Raw genomic sequence first — 22,864 nt, 5'->3', positions numbered from 1 at the left:
TTCTCAGATCGTGATCCCTCGATCGCGCGGACGCACGGGCGAGGGCAACTGCGTCTCCCCTTCAAGGTAGCGGTCCACCGCGGCGGCCGCGGCACGGCCCTCGGCGATCGCCCACACGATGAGCGACTGTCCGCGACCGGCGTCCCCGGCGACGAACACATCCGAGAGGGTCGTGCGGTAGTCGTCGTCGCGGACGACGTTGCCGCGGTCATCGAACGGCACCTCGAGCTGTCCGGCGAGGTGCTCCTTCTCCGGTCCGGTGAAGCCCATCGCGATGAGCACCAGGTCGGCGGGGATCTCGCGCTCGGTTCCCGACTTCGGCACGCGGCGCCCGTCGATGTACTCGGTCTCGGCGACGCGCAGCGCACGCACCTCGCCCGCGTCGTTGCTCAGGAACTCGACCGTCAATGCGAGGAACATCCGCTCGCCGCCCTCTTCGTGGGCGCTCGAGACCTCGAACAGCGTCGGGTCCGTGGGCCACGGCTGGTGCTCGGGGCGCTCGCTCGGGGGCTGCACGCCGATCGCGAGGTTCGTCACGCTCAGGGCGCCCTGGCGGTGCGCGGTGCCGATGCAGTCCGCGCCGGTGTCGCCGCCGCCGATGACGACGACGTGCTTGCCCTCCGCGGTGATCTGGTTGGGCACGGTGCCGCCCGCGACGACCTTGTTCTGCTGAACCAGGTACTCCATCGCGAAGTGCACGCCGAGCGCGTCGCGGCCGGGGATCGGGAGGTCGCGCGGAACGGTGGCGCCGGTCGCGACCACGACCGCGTCATAGCGGGTGCGCAGGTCCTCCCACGAGATGTCGCGGCCGATCTCGACGCCCGCGCGGAAGCGCGTGCCCTCGGCCTGCATCTGCGCGAGGCGCAGCTCGATCTGGCGCTTCTCCATCTTGAAGTCGGGGATTCCGTAGCGCAGGAGCCCGCCGATGCGGTCGTCGCGCTCGTAGACGGCGACCGTGTGGCCGGCGCGCGTGAGCTGCTGAGCCGCGGCGAGGCCCGCCGGGCCGGAGCCGACGACGGCGACCGTCTTGCCGGTGAGACGCTCCGGCGGATGCGGGGTCACCCATCCGTTCGAGAACGCCTGATCGATGATCGAGACCTCGACCTGCTTGATCGTGACCGCCGGCTGGTTGATGCCCAGCACGCAGCTCGACTCGCAGGGCGCCGGGCACAGACGACCGGTGAACTCGGGGAAGTTGTTGGTCGCGTGGAGCCGCTCGATGGCCTGGCGGCCCTCACCGCGCCACATCAGATCGTTCCACTCGGGGATCAGGTTGCCGAGCGGGCAGCCCGCGTGGCAGAACGGAACACCGCAGTCCATGCATCGGCCCGCCTGCCGGCGCAGCTGCGCCGGGTCCTGATTCTCGTAGACCTCTTTCCAGTCCATGATGCGGACCGGAACGGGTCGACGCTTGGGAAGCTCGCGCTCCTGGGTCTTCAAGAACCCTTTGGGGTCAGCCACCGGTCACCTCCAGGATTCGTTGCCAGGTCACGTCGCCGTCGGGGTCGAGACCCTCGTCGAGGGCGGCCTGTCGTGTCTTGAGCACCGCGGCGTAGTCGCGAGGAACCACCTTGACGAACTTGGTGATCGTCTGGTCGATGTCCTCGAGAAGTCGTGCCGCCAGTGCGGAATCGGTCTCGTCGATGTGCTGACGCAGCAGGTCGACGAAGATCTCCTTGTCGGCGCTGTCGAGCGGATGCAGCTCGAGCTCGCCGCTCGCGATCGCGTCGCGGTTGACGCGTTCGGGCTTCAGGTCGTAGACGTAGGCCGTGCCGCCCGACATGCCGGCGCCCAGGTTGCGCCCGGTGCCGCCGAGAATGACCGCGAGGCCGCCCGTCATGTACTCGAGCGCGTGGTCGCCCACTCCCTCGACGACGGCCGTGGCGCCGGAGTTGCGCACCAGGAATCGCTCGCCGACGACGCCGCGGATGAACATGCTGCCCTGCGTGGCGCCGTAGCCGATCACGTTGCCGGCGATGACGTTGAGCTCGGCAGCGAGCACCGCGTCGCGCGGCGGGCGCACGACGATGCGTCCGCCCGAGAGCCCCTTGCCGACGTAGTCGTTGCTGTCGCCCTCGAGCCGCAGCGTGATGCCGTGCGGCACGAACGCGCCGAGCGACTGCCCGGCGGAGCCGCGGAGCACGACCTCGATGGTGCCCTCCGGGAGTCCGTGCTCGCCGTAGCGCTTCGTGACCTCGTGGCCGAGCATCGTGCCGACGGCGCGCTCGGTGTTCTTGATCGCGTACTCGAGCGCCACGTGCTCGCCGCGCTCCAGCGCGGCCGTGCTGTGACGGATCAGCTCCTGGTCGAAGTGGTCCTCGAGCTCGTGCTCCTGGTTGCGGCGGTGCGCGCGCGGCTCGTCCTCGGCGAACTCGGGGCCGACGAGCACCGGCGTCAGGTCGAGTCCGTCGGCCTTCCAGTGGTTGACCGCGCGGTCGACGTCGAGCAGCTCGGCGTGGCCGATCGCCTCATCGAGCGAGCGGAAGCCGAGCTCGGCGAGGTACTCGCGCACCTCCTGGGCCAGGAACTCGAAGAAGGTCTCCACGAACTCGGGCTTGCCGGTGTAGCGCGCCCGAAGCTCCGGGTTCTGGGTGGCGACGCCGACGGGGCAGGTGTCGAGGTGGCAGACGCGCATCATGATGCAGCCGCTGACCACGAGCGGAGCGGTCGCGAAACCGTACTCCTCCGCGCCAAGCAGCGCCGCGATCACGACGTCGCGGCCCGTCTTCATCTGGCCGTCCACCTGCACGACGACGCGATCGCGCATGCCGTTGAGCATGAGCGTCTGCTGGGTCTCGGCAAGTCCGATCTCCCACGGCGTTCCCGCGTGCTTGAGCGAGTTCAGCGGGCTCGCGCCGGTGCCGCCGTCGTGGCCCGAGACGAGCACGACGTCGGCGAGAGCCTTCGTCACCCCCGCCGCGACCGCGCCGATGCCCGACTGCGAGACGAGCTTGACGTGCACGCGCGCCTCAGGGTTCGATCGCTTGAGGTCGAAGATGAGCTGCTTGAGATCCTCGATCGAGTAGATGTCGTGGTGCGGCGGCGGCGAGATGAGTCCGACACCCGCGGTCGCGTGACGCGTGCGCGCCACCCAGGGGTACACCTTCGTGGGAGGCAGCTGACCGCCCTCCCCCGGCTTGGCGCCCTGCGCCATCTTGATCTGGATGTCCGTCGCGTGCGTCAGGTACATGCTCGTGACGCCGAAGCGCCCGCTCGCCACCTGCTTGATCGCGCTGCGACGCTCGGGGTCGAGAAGACGCTCCACGTCCTCGCCGCCCTCGCCCGTGTTGGAGCGGCCGCCGAGGCGGTTCATCGCGATCGCGAGGGTCTCGTGGGCCTCCTGCGAGATCGAGCCGTAGCTCATCGCACCCGTGTTGAAGCGCGAGACGATCGAGGCGACCGACTCGACCTCATCGAGCGGCACCGGCGGGCGCACGCCCTCCTTGAACGCGAACAGGCCGCGCAGCGTCTTCAGGCTCTCGGCCTGCTCGTCCACCATCTGGGTGTACTCGCGGTAGATGTCGTAGCGCTTGGTGCGCGTCGCGTGCTGGAGCCGGAACACCGTCTCCGGGTTGAACAGGTGCGGCGGGCCCTCGCGACGCCACTGGTACTCGCCGCCGACATCGAGACGCTCGTGCGCGAGCGCGGCGGAGTCGTCCGGGTAGGCGGCCTTGTGGCGGGAGGCGTTCTCGCTCGCGATCACGTCGATCCCGACGCCGCCGAGCAGCGAGGTGGTGCCGGTGAAGTACTGGTCGACGAACTCCTGGCTGAGTCCGACCGCCTCGAAGGCCTGGGCGCCGGCATAGGAGCCGACGACCGAGATGCCCATCTTCGACATGATCTTCAGCACGCCCTTGCCGAGCGCCTTGATCAGGTTCTTCTGCGCCTTCTCGGTCGTCAGTCCCTGGATCATGCCGCTGAGCACGAGACGCTCGGCGGTCTCCATCGCGAGGTACGGGTTGATCGCGCTCGCGCCGTAGCCGATGAGGAGGGCGATGTGGTGCACCTCGCGCACGTCACCGGCCTCGACGACGATGCCGACCTTCATGCGCGTCTCTTGACGGATCAGGTGGTGGTGCACGGCGGCGAGCATCAGCAGCGACGGGATCGGAGCCAGGTCGCGCGTCGAGTCGCGGTCGCTGAGCACCAGGAACTGCGCGCCGGCCTCGATCGCCTCGTCGGCCTCGTCGCACATCTCCTGCAGGCGCTGGGCGAGGCCCTCGGCGCCGTCGTCGACACGGTAGAGCCCGCGGATGATGTGCGCCGGGCGCCGTCCGCTGCGGGTCTCGAAGTGCTGGATCTTCGCGAGCTCGTCGTTGTCGATCACCGGGAAGTCGAGCACGATCTGACGCGCGTGCTCCGGGGTGGCATCGAGCAGGTTGCGCTCGGGCCCGAGCCCCAGCTTCATCGAGGTGACGACCTCTTCGCGGATCGAGTCCAGCGGCGGGTTCGTCACCTGCGCGAAAGCCTGGGTGAAGTAGTCGAAGAGCAGACGCGGACGGTCGCTGAGCACCGCGATCGGGGTGTCGGAGCCCATCGCGCCGAGCGGCTCGACGCCGTTCTGCGCCATCGGCGTGATCATGATGCGCACCTCTTCTTCGGTGTATCCGAAGGTGCGCTGGCGGCGACTGACCGAGGCGGGCGTGTGCGTGATGTGCTCGCGCTCGGGCAGGTCGGCGAGGTTGATGCGGCCCTCGTCGAGCCATTCCTGCCACGGGCCCGAGGCGGCGAGTTCGGCCTTGATCTCGTCGTCCTCGACGATGCGGCCCTCGGCCGTGTCGACCAGGAACATGCGACCGGGACGCAGGCGGCCCTTGCGGACGATCTTGTGCGCCGGGAAGTCGAGCACGCCGATCTCGCTCGCGAGCACCACGAGGCCGTCGTCGGTGACGAGGAAGCGGCCGGGGCGCAGACCGTTGCGGTCGAGCGTGGCGCCGACGAGCGATCCGTCGGTGAAGACGAGCGCGGCGGGGCCGTCCCACGGCTCCATCAGCATGGAGTGGAACTCGTAGAACGCGCGCCGGGTGGGGTCGATGTCGACCTGGTTCTCCCACGCCTCCGGGACCATCATCATGATCGCGTGCGGCAGCGGCCGACCGGCGAGCTCGAGCAGCTCGACCGTCTCGTCGAAGGAGGCCGAGTCGCTCGCGCCGTCGCTGACGATCGGGAACACGGGGCGCAGGTCGCCGAGCACCTCGGACTCGAGCTGCGACTGGCGCGCCCGCATCCAGTTGCGGTTTCCCTGCACGGTGTTGATCTCGCCGTTGTGCGCGATCATGCGGAACGGCTGCGCGAGCGGCCAGGACGGGAACGTGTTCGTCGAGTAGCGCGAGTGCACGAGCGCGAGCTTCGTCGCGAAGCGCTCGTCGGAGAGGTCGGGGTAGAACGGCTCCAGCTGGAGCGTCGTCACCATTCCCTTGTAGACGAGCGTGCGGCTCGACAGCGAGGGCAGGTACGCCCCCAGCTCCCGCTCGGCGCGCTTGCGCACCCGGAACGTGACCCGGTCCAGCTGGATGCCGTCGCGCGGCGTCGCGTCGGTGTCGGTGACGTCGTCGGCCAGGAAGAGCTGCTCGAACGCCGGCGCCGCCTCACGGGCCAGGTTTCCGAGGTGCGTCGGGTCGGTGGGGACCTCGCGCCAGCCGAGCACCGTCAGGCCCTCGGCACGCGCGATGCTCTCGATTCCCGCCTTCTGCTCGGCCCGCTCGTCGTCGTCGAGCGGCAGGAAGGCCATGCCGACCGCGTAGCGGCCGACCGCGGGCAGCTCGAACGGCACGACGGCGCGCAGGAACTCGTCCGGGATCTGGGTGATGATGCCCGCACCGTCGCCGGTGCCGGCGTCGGAGCCGACCGCGCCGCGGTGCTCGAGGTGACGCAGCGCGTCGAGCGCGTTGACGACGATGTCGTGGCCCGCGGTGCCGCGCAGCGTCGCCACCATCGCGAGCCCGCACGCGTCGCGCTCACTGCGCGGGTTGTAGAGACCCTGCGCCGCGGGGACGCGGGAGAAGGAGTTGAAAGGGCTGAGTGGCGCCATGAGTACCGTCCTCACGATGGTGCTGGTGGTGGGACGTCGCTGGCCCAACAGGTGGAGGGGTGCCGGGCCGCCAGGGTGCGGAGTCCGACCTGTCGACGTGGTGCTCTTACTGCGAGCGGCGGGCGCTCCCACTTGTGGCGGGTGCCTCATCCACGTCCCCAGGAGCGCCGTCAATGTCGTCGGCCTCCGAGTAGGTGTCTTCGGAGTCTATCGCAGTCGAGGGCGACCACTCGCGGCCGGGAGCGTAGACGCTCGGCTCCACACCGCGGTGGTTGCGCGACTGGTAGAGGATGATGAACAGCCCGATGACGATGCCGACGAGGGCGGCCCAGACGTTGGATCGCACGCCGAGGAAGGTCTCGCTCGGGTCGAGGCGAATCGACTCGAACCAGGTGCGGCCGATGCCGTACCAGATGAGGTAGAGGCCGAGCACCTTGCCCCACTGCCAGTCGGCACGGCGCTCGAATTCCGGCAGCTTCTGGCCCGCGACGAACCGCACGCGGTTCTCGATGAGCAGGATCACGGCGACGCCGGCGACGTTCCACAGCAGTTCGTAGAGGAACGTCGGGTGGAACAGCGCGTCGTCGGGGATGCCGACCGGGATCGCCGAATTCGGGCGGTCGATCTCCAGGCCCCACGGCAGGTCGGTGGGGAGCCCGAACAGCTCCTGGTTCATGTAGTTGCCGAGGCGTCCGATCGCCTGCGCGAGCAGCAGGCCCGGAGCCAGCGCGTCGGCGACGCTCCAGAAGCGCAGCCCGGTCATCCGGCAGGCGATCGCGATGCCGATCGCACCGCCGATGAGCGCGCCGAAGATGGCGTTGCCGCCGTCCCAGATCTGGACGATCTCCCACGGATCCTTGCCCTCGCCGAAGTAGTCGCCGGGGTGGGTGACCACGTGGTAGAGCCGCGCGAACACGATGCCGAAGACGACAGCCCACAGCGAGATGTCGATGATGATCCACGGCTCACCGCCGCGCTGGGTCAGGCGGTGGTTGGTGAGCACGACGGCGGCGAAGATGCCGATCAGGATCAGGATCGCGTACGCGTGGATGCGCAGCGAGAAGTCCTCCGGCACGAACGGCAGGAAGGACGCGAGCCACGCACCGAGATCGAAGTAGCGCCAATCAGACGGCGGGCTCGGGATACTCAGCGGGAACACGGCAGACCTTTCGGCGAGGAACGGAGGCGCGAAGCGCCGGGGTCGAGTCTAGTGAGCTTGCGGGACGGACGTGCCCGGGCGAAGCCCGGTCGCCAGCTCGGCGGCGGTGGCGGCGACACCCGCGACGCCGCGCTCGGCGAGGGCGGTGACGAGGGCCGAACCCACGATCGCCCCGTCGGCGTACTCGAGCACCTCCGCGACCTGGTCGCCGCGCGAGATGCCGATGCCGACGCAGGTGTTCTCCGCCCCGGCCGCCCGGAGCCGGTCGACCAGGGTGCGGGCCGAGGCCGCGACATCCGCGCGAGCACCCGTGATGCCCATCGTGGAGACCGCGTAGACGAAGCCGCGCGAGCTCTCGACGGTGAGCTTGAGTCGCTCGTCGGTCGAGGACGGGGCGGCGAGAAAGACGCGGTCAAGGCCCGTCCGGTCGCTCGTGGCGATCCAGTCCGCGGCCGAGTCCGGGGTGATGTCGGGCGTGATCAGGCCGGCGCCGCCGGCGTCGCGCAGCTGGTCGGCGAAGCGGTCGGAGCCGTACTGCACGACCGGGTTCCAGTACGTCATGACGAGCACCGGGGCATCCACGCGCGAGCGGACCGCCTCGACGGCGGTGAACACGTCGCGGATGCGGAAGCCGGCAGCGAGGGCCGCCTGCGTCGCCTGCTGGATCGCGATGCCGTCCATGACGGGGTCCGAGTAGGGCAGCCCCAGCTCGATCGCGTCGACGCCGTTCTCGACAAGCGCGACCGCGGCGTTGATGCTGGTCGCCAGGTCGGGGAAGCCGACCGGCAGGTAGCCGACGAGCACGCCACGGCCTTCGGCGCGGCGCTCCTCGATGCGGGTGCCGACAGACAACGGAATCGCACTCATGACTGCACCGCTCCCTCGTCGAACAGGCCGAACCACTCCCCCGCGGTCGCCACATCCTTGTCGCCGCGACCGGAGAGGTTCACCAGGATGATCGCGTCCGGGCCGAGCTCGCGGCCGAGCCGGAGCGCGCCGGCGAGGGCGTGGGCGGATTCGATCGCCGGGATGATGCCCTCGGTGCGGCTGAGCAGGCGCAGCACGTCCATCGCCTCGGTGTCGGTCGCCGGAAGGTACTCGGCGCGGCCCGCATCGGCGAGGAACGCGTGCTCGGGACCCACGCCCGGGTAGTCGAGTCCCGCCGAGATGGAGTGCGACTCGATCGTCTGACCGTCCTCGTCCTGCAGCAGGTAGCTGCGGGCGCCGTGCAGGATGCCCGGGCGGCCGCGCTCGATCGAGGCGGCATGCCGCTCGGTGTCGACCCCGTCGCCGGCCGCCTCGAAGCCGTAGAGCTTGACGTCGGCGTCGTCGAGGAAGGCGTGGAAGATGCCGATCGCGTTCGAGCCGCCGCCGACGCACGCGGCGACGGCATCCGGCAGTCGACCGGTGAGGGCGAGCACCTGCTCGCGCGCCTCCTCGCCGATGATCTTCTGGAAGTCGCGCACCATCGCGGGGAACGGGTGCGGACCGGCCGCGGTGCCGAAGACGTAGTTCGTCGTCTCGACGCTCGTCACCCACTCGCGGTAGGCCTCATTGATCGCGTCCTTGAGGGTGCGCGACCCCGTCGTCACCGACACGACCTCGGCGCCGAGGAGGCGCATGCGGGCCACGTTGAGCGCCTGGCGCTGCGTGTCGACCTCGCCCATGAAGATGGTGCACTCGAGGCCGAACAGCGCCGCCGCCGTCGCCGTCGCGACGCCGTGCTGGCCGGCCCCGGTCTCGGCGATCACGCGCGACTTGCCGATGCGCCGGGTGAGCAGCGCCTGGCCGAGCACGTTGTTGATCTTGTGCGATCCGGTGTGGTTCAGGTCTTCGCGCTTCAGGATGATGCGCGCGCCGCCGGCGTGCTCCGCGAAGCGCGGCACCTCGGTGATGATCGAGGGGCGCCCGGTGTAGCTGCGGTGCAGCTCGGCGAGTTCGGCGTGGAAGCTCGGGTCGGCCTTCGCCGCCTCGTACGCGGCCGCGAGCTCGTCGATCGCGGCGATGAGCGACTCGGGCATGAAGCGCCCGCCGAAGTCGCCGAAGAAGGGTCCCGGCTGGTCGCGCAGGCTCATGATTCTGCTCCGTGTGATCCGGCGGCGAGGAACGCCTCGAGGGTCGAGACCGGGTCGTCGCCGCGGACGAGGGCCTCGCCGATGAGCACGACATCCGCGCCGGCCGCGCGGTAGTGGGTGACGTCGTCGGGCGACAGCACGGCCGATTCGGCCACGCGGACGACGCCGGACGGGATGCGGTCGGCGAGACGGCCGAAGAGGTCGCGATCCAGCTCGAAGGTGCTCAGGTCGCGCGCGTTCACGCCGATGAGGGAGGCGCCGACGTCGAGCGCCCGCTCCACCTCGTCGGCGGAGTGCGTCTCGACGAGCGGGGTCATGCCCAGCTGCACGATGAGGTCGTGCAGCTCGCGCAGCGTCGACTGGTCGAGCGCCGCGACGATCAGCAGCACGAGGTCGGCTCCCGCGGCGCGGGCCTCGAACACCTGGTACGGCTCGGCGATGAAGTCCTTGCGCAGCACCGGAACCTCGACCGCGGCGCGCACGTCCTCGAGGTCGGCGAGCGAGCCCTGGAAGCGGCGACCCTCGGTGAGCACGCTGATCGCGCTGGCGCCGCCGGTCTGGTACGAGAGGGCGAGCGAGGCAGGGTCGGCGATCTCCGCGAGCGCACCGCGCGAGGGGCTGGCGCGCTTGACCTCGGCGATGATCTTCACCCGCTCGGCGGGTGCGAGAGCGGCGAGGGCGTCGAGCGCGGCGGGGCGGGCGAGCGCCTCCGCCTCGACGACAGAAAGACTGCGTGCCGCGCGCCGCTCCGAGGCGTCCGCGACGGCCCCGGCGACGAGATCGGCGAGCACTCTAGGAGTGCACCTTCTCGATGGACTCGTGAACCTTCTCGCCGAAGCCGAGCTTGTTCAGGAGCCCCCAGAGGAGCGCACCGACCAGCAGCAGGCCGGCGAACGCCCAAACCAGCCACACGATGGCGAACCAGAACGCGATCGTTCCTCCGGTGATCGCGATGAGCATCACCACAACCGAAGTCCAGGCGGCGACCGAGTGTCCGTGACCCGTCTCGTGTTCGTTGCTCACAGCGATGCTCCTTCAAGGTGTGTCGGCGTCACGAGTCTAGCGGTCGTCGCGGCGCGGATCGTGCGGATCGGTGGGGTCGTCGCCGTGGCTCAGGGCGTCCCATTCGTTCGATGGCGCTGCCGCCGTCCGCCGCCTCGAACGGTTCGCGCGAGAATCGGCGGCCCGAGCTTGGCCAGTGCGCCGAGGTGACGATCACGGCGGCCCCCGCGAGTGCGAGAATCGCGCCGACGCCGACCGAGACCCACGGCCAGGCGGTCGCAGCGATCCCCTCGACGAGCTCGGTGAGCGAGTCGAGGCCGGAGATGCCGGACTGCTCGCTGAGGTACGGCGAGACTGCGACGATCGGCTCGGCGAGCACGAACAGCGCCACCAGCACGACTGTGCCGCCCACAAGCGCCGTCAGGGCTCCCAGCACGACGCGGAAGACCGGCCCGGCGAGGGCGAGGGCGGCGACCAGCGCGAAGGCGGTCAGGGCGAGCGCCGCGACGGCCCCCGCCGCGACATCGCCGCCGACCGGGTGCGCCGCGCCCGCCAGCGTCACGAGGAACCAGTCCTGCGACCAGGCGAGCAGGAGCGCCGAGCCCGCGAGGGCGATCACGGTCAGCAGAAGCGACTTGGGACGCGTCATCACGAGGTGACGCGGCGCAGGGCGTTCGCGATCGCCACGGCGCGCAGCGGCGCCGCCGCCTTGTTCTGCGCCTCGAGGTGCTCGCTGGCCGGGTCGGAGTCCGCCACCAGGCCCGCTCCCGCCTGAACGCGGGCGAGTCCCCCGGCGATCGTCGCGGTGCGGATCGCGATCGCGAGATCCGCGTCGCCGGCGAGGCCGAAGTATCCGACGACACCGCCGTAGACGCCGCGCTGCGCGACCTCCAGCTCATCGATGATCTCGAGCGCGCGGGGCTTCGGAGCGCCGGAGAGGGTGCCCGCGGGGAACGTCGCGCGGAACGCGTCGATCGCGGTCGCACCCGGGCGCAGGTCGCCTTCGACGCTCGAGACGAGGTGCATGATGTGGCTGAAGCGCTCCACCTGCATGAACTCCGTCACATTGACCGAGCCGGCGACGCACACCTTCGACAGGTCGTTGCGCGCCAGGTCGACGAGCATCAGGTGCTCGGCCTGCTCCTTCGGATCCGCCAGCAGCTCGTCGGCGAGCTCGCCATCGTGCTCGGGCGTGTCGCCGCGCGGACGAGATCCGGCGATCGGGTGCGTGAAGGCGCGGCCGTCCTTCACCTTCACGAGCGCCTCGGGCGAGCTCCCGACCACCGAGTACGACTCGCCGGCGGGCGACTCGAGCGCCAGCAGGTACATGTACGGGCTCGGGTTGAGGATGCGCAGCACCCGGTAGACCTCGAGCGGCGTCGCCGTGATCTCGTGATCGAAGCGCTGCGAGATGACCACCTGGAACACGTCGCCGTCGCGGATGTACTCCTTGGAGCGCTCCACCGCGTCGAGGAAGTCCTGCTCCGGAACGCGGGCGATCGGCGCAGGCTCGACGCTGAGGTCGACGTCGCCGATCCAGGCCTCGGTGGGTGCTGCCAGGCCCGACTGCAGCGCGTCGAGGCGCTCCTGGGCGGCGCTCCACAGCTCGTCGGGGGTCTCGACCCCGTCGTTGAGCGCGGTCGCGATCAGCGTCGCCGTGCCGGTGCGGTGATCGAGCACGACGAGCTCGGAGACGAAGCTCAGCGCCTGCCCCGGCACGACGTAGTCGGCGGGAGGCTGGTTCGGGAGCCGCTCCAGCTGCCGGATCGCCTCCCAGCCGACGAAGCCGACGAGGCCGCCGGTCAGCGGTGGCTGATCCACGACGTGCGGCGTCGACCAGCGCGAGTACAGATGCGCGAGGGCGTCCAGCGGACCGTCGGGCGCGTCGTCGCCGAGCGCGCGCTCGGCCGAGAGCCCGTAGTCGAGCCAGACGGCGCGGTCGCCCTCCTGGGTCAGCACGCCGAGCGAGCCGACGCCGACGAAGGAGTAGCGCGACCAGATTCCGCCCTGCTCGGCGGACTCCAGCAGGAAGGTCCCCGGCCGGCCCTCCGCGAGCTTGCGATAGACGCCGACCGGCGTCTCGCCGTCGGCGAAGAGGCGGCGCAGGACGGGAACAACGCGGTGCCCCGCGGCGATCGAGCCGTCGAAGTCGGCGCGCGTGGTGGTGGTCATTCGGTCTCTCCGAGGACGGGCTCGAGCGGGTCGACGTCGAAGCAGGCGTGCTCGCCGGTGTGGCACGCAGGGCCCACCTGCTCGACCTGGAGCAGCAGCGTGTCGCCGTCGCAGTCGAGCGCGGCGCCGCGCACCAGTTGGATGTGGCCGCTGGTGTCGCCCTTGCGCCAGTACTCCTGACGGCTGCGCGACCAGTAGGTGACGCGGCCTTCGATGAGCGTGCGGCGCAGCGCCTCGGCGTTCATGTAGCCGAGCATCAGCACCTCGCGCGTGTCGTGCTGCTGCACCACGGCGGGGAGCAGACCCTGCGCGTCGAAGCGGGCTCGTGCCACGACCTCGCCGACGGTGCTCGCATCCAGCGTGCTCATCGCACCATCACTCCCTCTGCGCGCAGCGCGTCCTTGACCTGGCCCACGGTGAGCTCGGCGTTGTGGAAGACGGAGGCGGCGAGCACCGCATCCGCGCCCGCCTGGATCGCCGGCGCGAAGTGCTCGAGCGCCCCGGCTCCCCCGCTGGCGATCACCGGCACGGTGCTCAGCTCGCGCATCGCGGCGACCATCTCGAGATCGAAGCCCTGCTTGGTGCCATCGGCGTCGATCGAGTTGACCAGCAGCTCCCCCGCGCCGCGCTCGATCGCCTCTCGCGCCCAGGCGAGCGCGTCGAGGTCGGTCTCGGTGCGTCCGCCGTGGGTGGTGACGACGAAGCCGCTCGGGGTGCGCTCGCTGCGCTTCACGTCGAGGGAGAGCACCAGCACCTGCGCGCCGAAACGATCGGCGATCTCGCCGAGCAGCTCGGGCCGGGCGATCGCGGCGCTGTTCACGCCGACCTTGTCGGCGCCGAAGCCGAGCAGTCGGCCGACGTCGTCGGCGGAGCGGACCCCGCCGCCGACCGTCAGCGGAATGAAGACCTGCTCGGCGGTCGCGGTGACCGTCTCGTACATCGTGGCGCGGTCCTCGACCGTCGCGGTGACGTCGAGGAAGGTCACCTCGTCGGCGCCCTGCTCGTAGTAGCGCTTGGCCAGCTCGACCGGGTCGCCGGCATCGCGCAGGTTGAGGAAGTTCACGCCCTTGACAACGCGGCCGGCGGCCACGTCGAGGCACGGGATCACGCGGGTGGCGACGCTCACCGGGTCACCTCGCCGAGACTCACAGCGTCGGCCATCGTCAGATCCGTGCGGCGTGGATGGAGCTGACCAGGATGGCGCGCGCGCCCAGGCTGTAGAGCTCGTCCATGACGTGGTTCGTCTCGGCGCGAGGCACCATGACGCGCACGGCGACCCAGCCGGTGTCGCGCAGCGGCGAGACGGTCGGGGACTCGAAGCCGGGGGTGATGTTCGAGGCCTGCTCCACGAGCTCCGCGGGCAGGTCGTAGTCCATCAGCACGTACTGGTGGGCGACCATGACGCCCTGGATGCGACGGCGCAGCGTCTGCAGGCCCGCGGTGTCGTCCTGGGCGGCGATCAGCACCGCCTGCGACTTCAGGATCACCGGGCCGAAGATCTCCAGGCCCTGCTTCTTGAGCGTCGAGCCGGTCTCCACCACGTCGGCCACCGCATCGGCGACGCCGAGGCGCACCGCCGACTCCACGGCGCCGTCCAGGCGGACGACATTGACCTCGACGTTGTGCGAGGCGAGGAAGTCGCGCACCAGCGCGTCGTAGCTGGTGGCCACGCGCAGCCCGGAGAGGTCCTTCAGCTCGGTGAAACGGCCCATCGGCCCGGCGAACCGGAACGTGGAGGCGCCGAAGTCGAGCTCGTCGATCTCGATGGCCGGCGACTCGGAGTCGAGCAGCAGGTCGCGACCGGTGATGCCGACATCCAGCGCGCCGGAGCCGACGTACGTCGCGATGTCGCGCGGGCGCAGATAGAAGAACTCGACGTTGTTGCGCGGGTCGGCGACGATGAGCTCTTTGGGGTCGCGTCGCGTGGCGTAGCCCGCCTCGCGAAGCATCTCGACGGCGGTCTCCGAGAGCGATCCCTTATTGGGCACCGCGATTCTCAGCATGATTCTGCTTTCTGGTGGTGAACGTGACGGTCAAGGCGACGCTCACAGATGTCGGTAGACGTCCTCGAGGCTCAGGCCCTTGGCGAGCATGAGCACCTGAAGGTGGTACAGGAGCTGCGAAATCTCTTCCGCGGTCTCGACGTCGCTCTGGTACTCGGCGGCCATCCAGACCTCGGCGGCCTCCTCCACGATCTTCTTGCCGATCGCGTGGACACCGGCGTCGAGTTCCGCGACCGTTCCCGAACCGGCGGGGCGGGTCGCGGCCTTCTCGGCGAGTTCCGCGTAGAGCGAATCGAAAGTCTTCACGCCTCCAGGGTACCGGCGCGCGGAGCCTTATCCGACGGCGAGGAGGTCGATCACGAAGACGAGGGTGCGGCCGGAGAGCCGGTGGCCGCCGCCCGCGGGACCGTAGGCGTACTGCGGCGGGCAGATGAGCTGCCGACGGCCGCCCACCTTCATGCCGGGGATGCCGTCCTGCCAGCCCTTGATGAGGCCGTTCAGGGGGAACTGGATCGAGGCGCCGCGGTCCCAGCTGGCGTCGAACTGCTCGCCGGTCTCGAAGTCGACGCCGACATAGTGGACGTTGACGTTCGCGCCGGGCGTGGCCTCCGCGCCGTCACCCACCTCGAGGTCGGTGATCACGAGTTCGGTGGGCGCATCGCCGAGGGTCGGTTCGATCTCGGGCTTCGTCTTGTTGCTCATGAGACCAGTCAATCAGACGTGCGAATGTCCCGTGGCCGCGGCGCGCAGCTCCTCGATCGCGCTCTCGACGTCGGCGGAGCCGTAGACGCTCGACCCGGCGACGAAGGTGTCGGCGCCCGCCTCGGCGGCGATGCCGATCGTGTCGAGGGCGATCCCGCCGTCGACCTGCAGCCAGACCTCGGAGCCGGTGCGATCCGCCTCGGCGCGCAGCAGCCGCAGCTTCGGCATCATGTCGGCCATGAAGCTCTGTCCGCCGAAGCCGGGCTCGACGGTCATCACGAGGATCTGATCGAACTCGGGCAGCAGCTCCAGGTAGGGCTCGATCGCCGTTCCGGGCTTCAGCGCGAGGCCGACGCGCGAGCCGATCTCCCGGATCCGGCGCGCGAGGGGCACCGGGTTCTCGGTCGCCTCGGCGTGGAAGGTGACCGAGAAGCAGCCGAGCTCCGCATAGCTGGGCGCCCAGCGATCGACGTCGGTGATCATCAGGTGCACGTCGAGCGGCAGCGCCGAGACGTCTTGGATGCGGCCCACCATCTGCGGTCCGAACGTCAGGTTCGGCACGAAATGGTTGTCCATGACATCCACATGGACGCCGTCCGCGGCGCCGATCCGCTCGATCTCGGACTGCAGGTTGACGAAGTCGGCCGACAGGATGCTCGGCTGGATGCGCACGCTCACGATTCGAGCGTAGTCAGAAGCTGGATGAACATCGCGTCGGTGCCGTGGCGGTGCGGCCAGAGCTGCACGGCGGGCCCCGGGGGCAGCTCCAGCTCGCTCGTGGCGATCTGGGACACCACGGCAGGGGTGTCGACGACGCGGAGCGCGGGGTGCCGCTCGAGCGCCGCCGCAACCGTGTCGCGCGTCTCCGCGAGGTGCGGCGAGCAGGTCACGTAGGCGATCAGGCCGCCGGGTGCGAGCGCGGCGATCGCGGCGTCCAGGAGGCCCGACTGCAGCGGTGCGAGTTCGGCGACGTCGCTGCGCTGCTTGCGCCAGCGGGCCTCCGGCCGGCGGCGCAGGGCGCCGAGTCCGGTGCAGGGCGCGTCGAGCAGGATCCGGTCGTAGCGTCCCGGGGCCTCCGCGCCGCTGCCGGAGCCAAAGCGGGTGCCGTCGCCCTCGAGAACGATGGGCGGCGCGTCGAACACGCTCAGGGCGTTGCGGACGAGCCCCGCGCGCGCCGGAACCAGTTCGTTCGCGACGAGTTCGGCGTCTCCCCGGATCGCCTCGGCGGCGAGCAGCGCGGCCTTGCCGCCGGGACCGGCGCACAGGTCGAGCCAGCGCTCCCCCGCGCGCACCGGTCGGGCCCGGGTGAGGGCCAGGGCCGCCAGCTGCGAGCCCTCGTCCTGCACGCGCACCCGTCCGCTCGCGACGAGCGGCACGGAGCGCGGATCGCCCCCCGGTGAGCGGACCGCGACCGGAGAGACTCCCCCGGCGCGCCCGACCTCGGCCGGTTCGGCAAGGCCCGGCAGCGCCACCAGGCTGACGGCGGGCGGCAGATTGTCGGCGTGCAGGAGCTCGTCGAGCTCGTCGGCGCGGTCCTCGGCGCCGAGCGCCGCTCGGAAGGCCTCGACGATCCAGCGCGGGTGCGCGTGCTCCATCGCGAGCCGCGCGTCGCCGGTGAGCCCGTCGAGCGTGTCGGCGAACCACTCCTCCGCCGGCTTCCGAGCGATCGAGCGCAGCACCCCGTTGACGAATCCGCTCGCCGATCGTCGACCGAGAGCGACGGTCAGCTGCACCGCTTCGTCCACCGCGGCGTGCGGCGGGATGCGCGTCGAGAGCAGCTGGTGGACGCCGAGCCGCAGCACGTCGAGCACCTCGGCGTCGATCTTGTGCGTCGGACGGCCCGCGGCGATCTCGATCACCCGGTCGTAGCGGCCGAGGCCGCGAAGGGTGCCGTAGGTCAATTCGGTCGCCAGCGCCGAGTCCGCGGCGTCGAGGCCCGCCTCGGCGAGGCGCACCGGCAGCAGCAGGTTCGCGTAGGCGTCGCTCTCGCGCACCGCCGCGATGACGTCGTAGGCGACGCGGCGGGAGCTGGACGCGCGGGTGGGACGGGGGCGCTTCGCGCCGGTGCGAGTCTCGGTCATGAGGCCACCGCCTCGGCGTCGACGGGGCGCCCGCGCCACCAGTCGGCGGCGCGCATGGGCTTCTTGCCGGCGGGCTGGATGCGGACGAGCTCGATCGGATCCGTCGCCGTGCCCGCGAGGACGGCGGAGTCGACGCTGGCGAGCTCACCGGGGGCGAACCGGACCGCGTCGCGAGCCGGGGCGATCTCAAGCACCTTGAGCCGGTCGCCGCCGATCTCGGTGAAGGCGCCCGGCTCCGGGGTGACGCCGCGGATGTGCGCGCTCACGAGGTCGGCGGGGCGATTCCAGTCGATGCGGCCGTCCTCGAGGCGGAGCTTGGGCGCGGCGCTCGGCTCGCCGGTCTGCTCCGTCGCCTGTGCGCGTCCGGAGGCGATGTCGTTGACGACGGCCGCGAGCTGGCGGGCGCCGGAGAGCGCGAGCGCCTCGAGCACGTGCCCGGCGGTCTGCAGCGGCATGATCGGCACCTCGTCGACGGCGAACACCGGTCCCGCGTCGAGGTCCTCGACGAGCTGGAAGACCGCGGTGCCGGTGGTGGTGTCACCGGCCATGATCGCGCGCTGGACCGGCGCCGCGCCGCGCCACTTCGGCAGCAGCGAGAAGTGGAGGTTGATCCAGCCGTGTCGCGGGGCGTGAAGCAGCGGCTCGCGGATCAGGCCGCCGTAGGCGACGATGACGCCGAGATCGGCGTCGAGGGCCGTGAGCTGCTCGGTCACCGGGCCCAGCCGGTTCGCGCGGATCACCGGGATGCCCACTCGCTCGGCGAGTTCGGCGACGGGGGTCGGCGTCAGCACCCGCTTGCGCCCCTGGGGCGAATCCTCCCGGGTGACGACCGCGACCACGTCGTGCGGGCCCGCGATGAGCGCCTCCAGGCTGGGCACGGCGGCGGCCGGGCTACCGGCGAAGATGAGGCGGAGCGGAACGGGCATTCGACCATTCTCTCAGCACGCGGCCGAGCTATTCCTCGAAAGGCTCCGGGTCGTCGAAGCGCGCCCGCAGCGGCAAGGGCTGACGGCCCCGTCGCGGGCTGCCGGGGACGGGCTTCCGTCGGCGTGTCGCGTGGCGGATGATCTCGGCGCGCACCGCCTGGGCGGCGGTGGCGCCCGCGGCGTAGTCGAACCGCAGCAGCGCGCGACTGCGGCCGTCGTGCTCGGTGACGCCGAGCACGTTGACGGTCGGGGGCAGCTCCGCCACCGCCGCGGCCACGACATCGGGGAATCCGTCGAGCGTCGCCATCCGCACGGCGGGCGGGAAACGCAGGTCGCGACGGTCCGAGAGCTCGGCGGAGGCGAGCGTGTCGAAGCGCCAGGTCACCATCGCCGAGGCGAGGGCTCCGCCGACCCCGACGAGCACCACCACGCCGTCGTCGGCGGCCAGCGCCGCAGCGTCGGCCCACCAGCGGGCGCAGTCCTCCGCGACGCGCAGGCTCTCGCGCGCGATCATCCGCTCGCCGTCGAGCAGGAGCACGGCCCGGTAGCCGCCGGCGGCGATCGGCTCGGCGCCGCGCGTCGCGATCACCAGGGTGGGGCGCTCGTCCACGTCGAGTACGGTGCGCTCGCCGTCGGCGATGATGATCCGCACGCCCGGGAAGGCGCGCCCGAGCTCGTCGGCCGTCCGACCCGCGCCGACGCCGCTGCGGCGCAGACGGGTGGATTCGCAGTTCGGGCAGCGCCACGAGGTCTCCAGCGCGCCGCACCAGGTGCACGACGGCACCGCTCCGGCGGAACGCTCGCGCAGCGGGCCCGCGCAGGCGCGGCAGCGGGCCGCCGTGCCGCAGTCCTGGCACCGCAGCCCCGGGGCGTAGCCGGGCCGGGCGACCTGCACGAGCACTGGCCCCTCCTCGAGCGCCGCGCGCGCCTGCTTCCATGCGAACGACGGAATACGCGCCTGGGCGGCGAGACCGTCGTTCGCCGCCATGTTCGCGGTCGGGACGACCCGCGGATGCCGGGGCCGCTCCGGCGCGATCTCGCCGAGCCAGCCCACCTCGACCAGTCGCTGCACCTCGGTGGAGCGCGTGTGTCCGGCGAGCACGAGGGCGCAGCGCTGCTGCTCCTGCCGCACGAGTGCGGCGTCGCGGGCATGGACGTAGGGCGCGAGCGGCTCGCCGAGCAGCGGGTCGCCGTCGTTCCAGACCGCGATGAGGCCGAGCTTCGACGCGGGCGCGTAGATCGCCGAACGGCTGCCGACGATGATGGCGGGGGCCGGTTCGAGGGCCCGCAGCAGCCCGCGGTAGCGCTCCGGGTCGCTCTGCCGGGCATCCGCGCGCACCAGGGCCTCGGGCGGCACCAGTTCGGCGAGCACCGCCGCGAGCTGCTCCTGGTCGCGGTGATCGGGCACGACGATGATCGCCGACTCGCCCGCGGCGAGGGTGCGGGCCGCGAGCTGGCCGAGCGTGCGCGCCCAGCGGCCGACCCACTGCCCGTTCTCGGTGCGCGTCACGCCCGGTCGCACGCCGAGCGCGATCCGCCGGCGATCCGCGAGTGCTGTCTCCAGCTCCGCGGGCGCGTAGTCGGTGACGGTCGGCGCTTCGAAGGGAGCCACGGCGGCATCCGACTCGCGCGCCAACCAGGTCTTCTCCACGCGCGCCTGGCGCTTGGGGATCGCCAGACGGAGCACGTCGTTGGCCGACCCGGCCGCACGATCCGCGACGGCGCGGGCGAGGTTCCACACCTCGGGCGCGAGCACGCGCACCGGCGAGACCACCGCCGCGACATCGCTCAGCGGACCGGGGTACTCCCGCTGCTGCGTGATCTCGACCACGAAGCCGGTGGCGAGACGTCCGGCGCTGCGCAGCGGCACCGAGACGCGCTGCCCCGGCTCGACGCCCTCAACGAGCTCCGGAATGCGGTAGTCGAGCAGCCGATCCAGCTGCGGGAGCGGCGAGTCGACGAGAACCCGGGCGATCCTCACACCGCTCGCTTCCTCAGAGACCGGCCGCGGCGCGAAGGTCGTCGACGCGATCGGTGCGCTCCCAGGTGAAGTCGGGCAGCTCGCGGCCGAAGTGGCCGTACGACGCCGTCTTCGCGTAGATGGGGCGCATCAGCTGCAGGTCGCGCACGATCGCGGCGGGGCGCAGGTCGAACACCTCGCGGATCGCCTCGATGATGTGCTCCTCGGGCACGTGCGCCGTTCCGAACGACTCGACGTACAGCCCGACCGGCGCGGCGGCCCCAATCGCGTAGGCGACCTGGATCTCGAGCTTGTCGGCGAGCCCGGCGGCCACCGCGTTCTTCGCCACCCAGCGCATCGCGTAGGCGGCCGAGCGGTCGACCTTGGACGGGTCCTTGCCGCTGAAGGCGCCGCCGCCGTGGCGTGCTGCGCCGCCGTAGGTGTCGACGATGATCTTGCGCCCGGTGAGGCCGGCGTCGCCGTGCGGTCCGCCGATCTCGAACTTGCCGGAGGGGTTGATCAGCATGCGCGCCTCGCTCGACGGCAGCTCGACCGCATCCAGAACGGGCCGGACGACGAGCTCCTCGATCTCGGCTCGCAGCGTGGCGAGCGTGACCTCGGGGGCGTGCTGGGTCGAGAGGACGACCGTCTCGATCGACGTCGGCACGCCGTTCTCGTAGCCGACGGTGACCTGCGTCTTGCCGTCGGGACGCAGGTAGTCGACGATGCCCTCGTGGCGCACCTGGGAGAGCCGCTCGGACATCCGGTGCGCGAGCCAGATCGGCAGCGGCATCAGGCTGGGCGTCTCACGCACGGCGTAGCCGAACATGATTCCCTGGTCGCCCGCGCCCTGCCGGTCGAGCTCGTCGACGCTCGCGTGCTCGCGGACCTCGAGAGCGGTGTTGACGCCTCCGGCGATGTCGGGCGACTGCTCGCCGATCGAGATCGACACCCCGCACGAGCGCCCATCGAACCAGACGTCGGAGGAGTCATAGCCGATGTCGGTGATCGTCTTGCGCACGATGCCGGGGATGTCGACGTAGCCGTGCGTCGACACCTCGCCCGCGACGTGGACGAGTCCGGTCGTGACGAGGGTCTCGACGGCGACGCGCGCCGACGAGTCGTCGGTGAGCAGCGCGTCGAGGATGGCGTCGCTGATCTGGTCGCACATCTTGTCGGGGTGGCCCTCCGTCACCGACTCGGAGGTGAACAGTCGCAGCGAGGACGAGGAGGAAGAAGTCACGGTCGGCCTGTCGGTCGAGGGGCGGGGATCAGCGCTGACCCGAAGATCAGCGCGTGAGATCCAGGATACGGTGGGCCACCGACGCCTTGCTGCCGGAGGCCTCCTCCACGATAGACCCCGACGAATCCAGCACCAGGATCGCGTTGTCGTCCTGCGAGAAGCCCTCGCTCCAGCCGACCGCGTTCACCACCAGGAAGTCGGTGCCCTTGCGCTCCGCCTTGCGGCGTCCCAGCTCGATCAGAGCATCGCGATCGGTCTCGGTCTCGGCCGCGAAGCCGATGATCAGCTGCCCGGGGCGACGCGCCTCCACGAGCTCCCGCAGGATGTCGGGGTTCTTCACGAGCCGCAGCTCGAGCGTGTCGCCCTGCGTCTCCTTCTTGATCTTCTGGTCGGAGACGGCGTCGGGGCGGTAGTCCGCGACGGCCGCGGCCATCACCACGACGCTCGCCGACTCGGCAGCGCAGTGGGCAGCCTCGCCGAGTTCGCGTGCCGTCTCGACGCGCACGACCTCGACACCGCTCAGGGCGCCCTCGAGCACTCCCGGATCGGTGTGGGCCGCGATCAGGGTGACCTCGGCACCGCGGGCCGCGGCGGCGCGCGCGATCGCCACGCCCTGCTTGCCGCTGGACCGGTTGCCGAGGAACCGAACCGGGTCGAGGGGCTCCCGTGTGCCGCCCGCCGTCACCAGCACGTGATGGCCGACCAGGTCGCGGGGGCCGAGCACCGCCAGCGCCCCGTCGACGATGTTGTCCGGCTCCGACATGCGGCCCGGGCCGGAGTCGGCGCCGGTGAGCTGGCCCGAGGCCGGGCCGATGACCGTGACGCCGCGCGCGCGCAGCGTCGCTACGTTGGCGACGGTGGCCGGGTGCTGCCACATCTCGGTGTGCATCGCCGGGGCGACCACGAGCGGCGCGGTGCTCGCCAGCACCGTGTTGCCGAGCAGATCGTCGGCGAGACCGTGCGCGAGCTTGGCGAGCGTGTTCGCGGTCGCCGGCGCGATCACGATGAGGTCGGCGCGCTGGCCGAGTGCGACGTGGCGCACCTCGGCGACGCCCTCGTAGAGCTCGGAGTGGACAGGGTTGCGGCTGATCGCCTCGAGGGTCGGGCGACCCACGAAGCGCAGCGCCGCTTCTGTCGCGACGACCTGGACGTCGTGGCCGGCGAGCACGAAGGCGCGCACGACATTCACCGCTTTGTATGCGGCGATGCCGCCGGTGATCCCGACGACGATCCTCATCGCAGGACCGGATTACTCCGCGGTGCGCGTGAGGACGAGCTTGTCCTCGTTGATCTCGTGGAGTGCGACCGAGAGCGGCTTGTCCTCGATCGTCGAGTCGACGAGCGGTCCGACGTTGTCGAACAGCGAGCCCTCGTGGAGGTCCGCGTAGTAGTCGTTGATCTGGCGCGCGCGCTTGGACGCGAAGATCACGAGCTGGTACTTCGAGTCGACGCGCGAGAGCAGCTCGTCGATGGGCGGGTCGATGATGCCCTTGCTCTTGTCAGCCATGGG

General features: G+C 71.0%; 21 protein-coding genes. All 21 read right to left on the bottom strand.

Going from position 1 to position 22,864, the window contains the following annotated elements; genetic code table 11:
* Positions 1-3: 3 nt before the first annotated feature.
* On the bottom strand, positions 4-1,461 hold the full coding sequence (locus AC0L6Y_RS05960; protein WP_473557718.1) for a glutamate synthase subunit beta: 1,458 nt from the start codon (positions 1,459-1,461) through the stop codon (positions 4-6).
* On the bottom strand, positions 1,454-6,031 hold the full coding sequence (gene gltB / locus AC0L6Y_RS05955; protein ID WP_473557711.1) for a glutamate synthase large subunit: 4,578 nt from the start codon (positions 6,029-6,031) through the stop codon (positions 1,454-1,456). The genes AC0L6Y_RS05960 and gltB overlap by 8 nt, the downstream gene beginning before the upstream one ends.
* A gap of 106 nt (positions 6,032-6,137) precedes the next feature.
* Positions 6,138-7,181: a prolipoprotein diacylglyceryl transferase gene (lgt, locus tag AC0L6Y_RS05950; RefSeq protein ID WP_473558305.1), complete on the bottom strand. Its 1,044-nt coding sequence runs from the start codon at positions 7,179-7,181 to the stop codon at positions 6,138-6,140.
* Between the two features lie 57 nt (positions 7,182-7,238).
* Complete coding sequence (gene trpA, locus AC0L6Y_RS05945) at positions 7,239-8,057, bottom strand: tryptophan synthase subunit alpha (protein WP_473557706.1); 819 nt, start codon at positions 8,055-8,057, stop codon at positions 7,239-7,241.
* Positions 8,054-9,265 carry a tryptophan synthase subunit beta gene (trpB, locus tag AC0L6Y_RS05940; RefSeq protein ID WP_473557700.1) on the bottom strand — a complete coding sequence of 404 codons (1,212 nt, stop codon included), beginning with the start codon at positions 9,263-9,265 and terminating at the stop codon, positions 8,054-8,056. Before trpB ends, trpA begins: the two co-directional genes overlap by 4 nt.
* Entirely contained in the window at positions 9,262-10,056 is a 795-nt protein-coding gene (gene trpC / locus AC0L6Y_RS05935) for an indole-3-glycerol phosphate synthase TrpC (RefSeq protein ID WP_473557694.1), read from the bottom strand. The genes trpB and trpC overlap by 4 nt, the downstream gene beginning before the upstream one ends.
* 1 nt (position 10,057) lies before the next feature.
* On the bottom strand, positions 10,058-10,288 hold the full coding sequence (locus AC0L6Y_RS05930) for a DUF6704 family protein (RefSeq protein WP_473557689.1): 231 nt from the start codon (positions 10,286-10,288) through the stop codon (positions 10,058-10,060).
* A 28-nt stretch (positions 10,289-10,316) separates the two neighbouring features.
* Complete coding sequence (locus AC0L6Y_RS05925) at positions 10,317-10,916, bottom strand: Trp biosynthesis-associated membrane protein (RefSeq protein ID WP_473558302.1); 600 nt, start codon at positions 10,914-10,916, stop codon at positions 10,317-10,319.
* Positions 10,916-12,439, bottom strand: a complete 1,524-nt coding sequence (locus AC0L6Y_RS05920) for an anthranilate synthase component I (RefSeq protein WP_473557682.1) — start codon at positions 12,437-12,439, stop codon at positions 10,916-10,918. Before AC0L6Y_RS05920 ends, AC0L6Y_RS05925 begins: the two co-directional genes overlap by 1 nt.
* The gene (gene hisI / locus AC0L6Y_RS05915; protein ID WP_473557676.1) at positions 12,436-12,807 is read right to left on the bottom strand and encodes a phosphoribosyl-AMP cyclohydrolase; all 372 of its coding nucleotides are present in this window, start codon (positions 12,805-12,807) and stop codon (positions 12,436-12,438) included. Before hisI ends, AC0L6Y_RS05920 begins: the two co-directional genes overlap by 4 nt.
* Positions 12,804-13,565, bottom strand: a complete 762-nt coding sequence (gene hisF, locus AC0L6Y_RS05910) for an imidazole glycerol phosphate synthase subunit HisF (protein WP_473557670.1) — start codon at positions 13,563-13,565, stop codon at positions 12,804-12,806. Before hisF ends, hisI begins: the two co-directional genes overlap by 4 nt.
* A 37-nt stretch (positions 13,566-13,602) precedes the next feature.
* Complete coding sequence (gene hisG / locus AC0L6Y_RS05905; RefSeq protein ID WP_473557664.1) at positions 13,603-14,442, bottom strand: ATP phosphoribosyltransferase; 840 nt, start codon at positions 14,440-14,442, stop codon at positions 13,603-13,605.
* Positions 14,443-14,484: 42 nt separating this feature from the next.
* Positions 14,485-14,748, bottom strand: a complete 264-nt coding sequence (locus AC0L6Y_RS05900; protein WP_473557659.1) for a phosphoribosyl-ATP diphosphatase — start codon at positions 14,746-14,748, stop codon at positions 14,485-14,487.
* A gap of 27 nt (positions 14,749-14,775) precedes the next feature.
* Positions 14,776-15,144, bottom strand: a complete 369-nt coding sequence (locus tag AC0L6Y_RS05895) for an FKBP-type peptidyl-prolyl cis-trans isomerase (protein WP_473557655.1) — start codon at positions 15,142-15,144, stop codon at positions 14,776-14,778.
* A gap of 12 nt (positions 15,145-15,156) precedes the next feature.
* Positions 15,157-15,822 (bottom strand): ribulose-phosphate 3-epimerase, encoded by a 666-nt coding sequence (gene rpe / locus AC0L6Y_RS05890; protein WP_473557650.1) that lies wholly within the window; start codon positions 15,820-15,822, stop codon positions 15,157-15,159.
* Positions 15,819-17,225: an RsmB/NOP family class I SAM-dependent RNA methyltransferase gene (locus AC0L6Y_RS05885; RefSeq protein ID WP_473557645.1), complete on the bottom strand. Its 1,407-nt coding sequence runs from the start codon at positions 17,223-17,225 to the stop codon at positions 15,819-15,821. The genes rpe and AC0L6Y_RS05885 overlap by 4 nt, the downstream gene beginning before the upstream one ends.
* Positions 17,222-18,151 (bottom strand): methionyl-tRNA formyltransferase, encoded by a 930-nt coding sequence (fmt, locus tag AC0L6Y_RS05880; protein ID WP_473557639.1) that lies wholly within the window; start codon positions 18,149-18,151, stop codon positions 17,222-17,224. Before fmt ends, AC0L6Y_RS05885 begins: the two co-directional genes overlap by 4 nt.
* Before the next feature lie 28 nt (positions 18,152-18,179).
* Positions 18,180-20,132, bottom strand: coding sequence for a primosomal protein N' family DNA-binding protein (locus tag AC0L6Y_RS05875; RefSeq protein ID WP_473557635.1), 1,953 nt, complete (start codon positions 20,130-20,132; stop codon positions 18,180-18,182).
* Positions 20,133-20,145: 13 nt separating this feature from the next.
* Positions 20,146-21,282, bottom strand: coding sequence for a methionine adenosyltransferase (gene metK, locus AC0L6Y_RS05870; RefSeq protein WP_473558295.1), 1,137 nt, complete (start codon positions 21,280-21,282; stop codon positions 20,146-20,148).
* A 118-nt stretch (positions 21,283-21,400) separates the two neighbouring features.
* Positions 21,401-22,591: a bifunctional phosphopantothenoylcysteine decarboxylase/phosphopantothenate--cysteine ligase CoaBC gene (coaBC, locus tag AC0L6Y_RS05865; protein WP_473557629.1), complete on the bottom strand. Its 1,191-nt coding sequence runs from the start codon at positions 22,589-22,591 to the stop codon at positions 21,401-21,403.
* 12 nt (positions 22,592-22,603) lie between these two features.
* Entirely contained in the window at positions 22,604-22,861 is a 258-nt protein-coding gene (gene rpoZ, locus AC0L6Y_RS05860) for a DNA-directed RNA polymerase subunit omega (protein WP_473557625.1), read from the bottom strand.
* Between the last annotated feature and the right edge of the window lie 3 nt (positions 22,862-22,864).

This window comes from Pseudolysinimonas sp. 10J20-29 (assembly GCF_055809595.1).
Note: the sequence above shows the minus strand (reverse complement) of the source record. Positions and strands in the feature narration are given on the sequence as shown.

What these genes read in the sequence shown, in the direction of transcription:
- metK (WP_473558295.1), bottom strand. Translation starts at nt 21,282, where the DNA reads ATGTGCGACCAGATCAGCGACGCCATCCTCGACGCGCTGCTCACCGAC.
- trpA (WP_473557706.1), bottom strand. Translation starts at nt 8,057, where the DNA reads ATGAGTGCGATTCCGTTGTCTGTCGGCACCCGCATCGAGGAGCGCCGC.
- trpB (WP_473557700.1), bottom strand. Translation starts at nt 9,265, where the DNA reads ATGAGCCTGCGCGACCAGCCGGGACCCTTCTTCGGCGACTTCGGCGGG.
- fmt (WP_473557639.1), bottom strand. Translation starts at nt 18,151, where the DNA reads ATGCCCGTTCCGCTCCGCCTCATCTTCGCCGGTAGCCCGGCCGCCGCC.
- coaBC (WP_473557629.1), bottom strand. Translation starts at nt 22,591, where the DNA reads ATGAGGATCGTCGTCGGGATCACCGGCGGCATCGCCGCATACAAAGCG.
- hisI (WP_473557676.1), bottom strand. Translation starts at nt 12,807, where the DNA reads ATGAGCACGCTGGATGCGAGCACCGTCGGCGAGGTCGTGGCACGAGCC.
- gltB (WP_473557711.1), bottom strand. Translation starts at nt 6,031, where the DNA reads ATGGCGCCACTCAGCCCTTTCAACTCCTTCTCCCGCGTCCCCGCGGCG.
- AC0L6Y_RS05925 (WP_473558302.1), bottom strand. Translation starts at nt 10,916, where the DNA reads ATGACGCGTCCCAAGTCGCTTCTGCTGACCGTGATCGCCCTCGCGGGC.
- AC0L6Y_RS05885 (WP_473557645.1), bottom strand. Translation starts at nt 17,225, where the DNA reads ATGACCGAGACTCGCACCGGCGCGAAGCGCCCCCGTCCCACCCGCGCG.
- AC0L6Y_RS05895 (WP_473557655.1), bottom strand. Translation starts at nt 15,144, where the DNA reads ATGAGCAACAAGACGAAGCCCGAGATCGAACCGACCCTCGGCGATGCG.
- AC0L6Y_RS05920 (WP_473557682.1), bottom strand. Translation starts at nt 12,439, where the DNA reads ATGACCACCACCACGCGCGCCGACTTCGACGGCTCGATCGCCGCGGGG.
- rpoZ (WP_473557625.1), bottom strand. Translation starts at nt 22,861, where the DNA reads ATGGCTGACAAGAGCAAGGGCATCATCGACCCGCCCATCGACGAGCTG.
- hisG (WP_473557664.1), bottom strand. Translation starts at nt 14,442, where the DNA reads ATGCTGAGAATCGCGGTGCCCAATAAGGGATCGCTCTCGGAGACCGCC.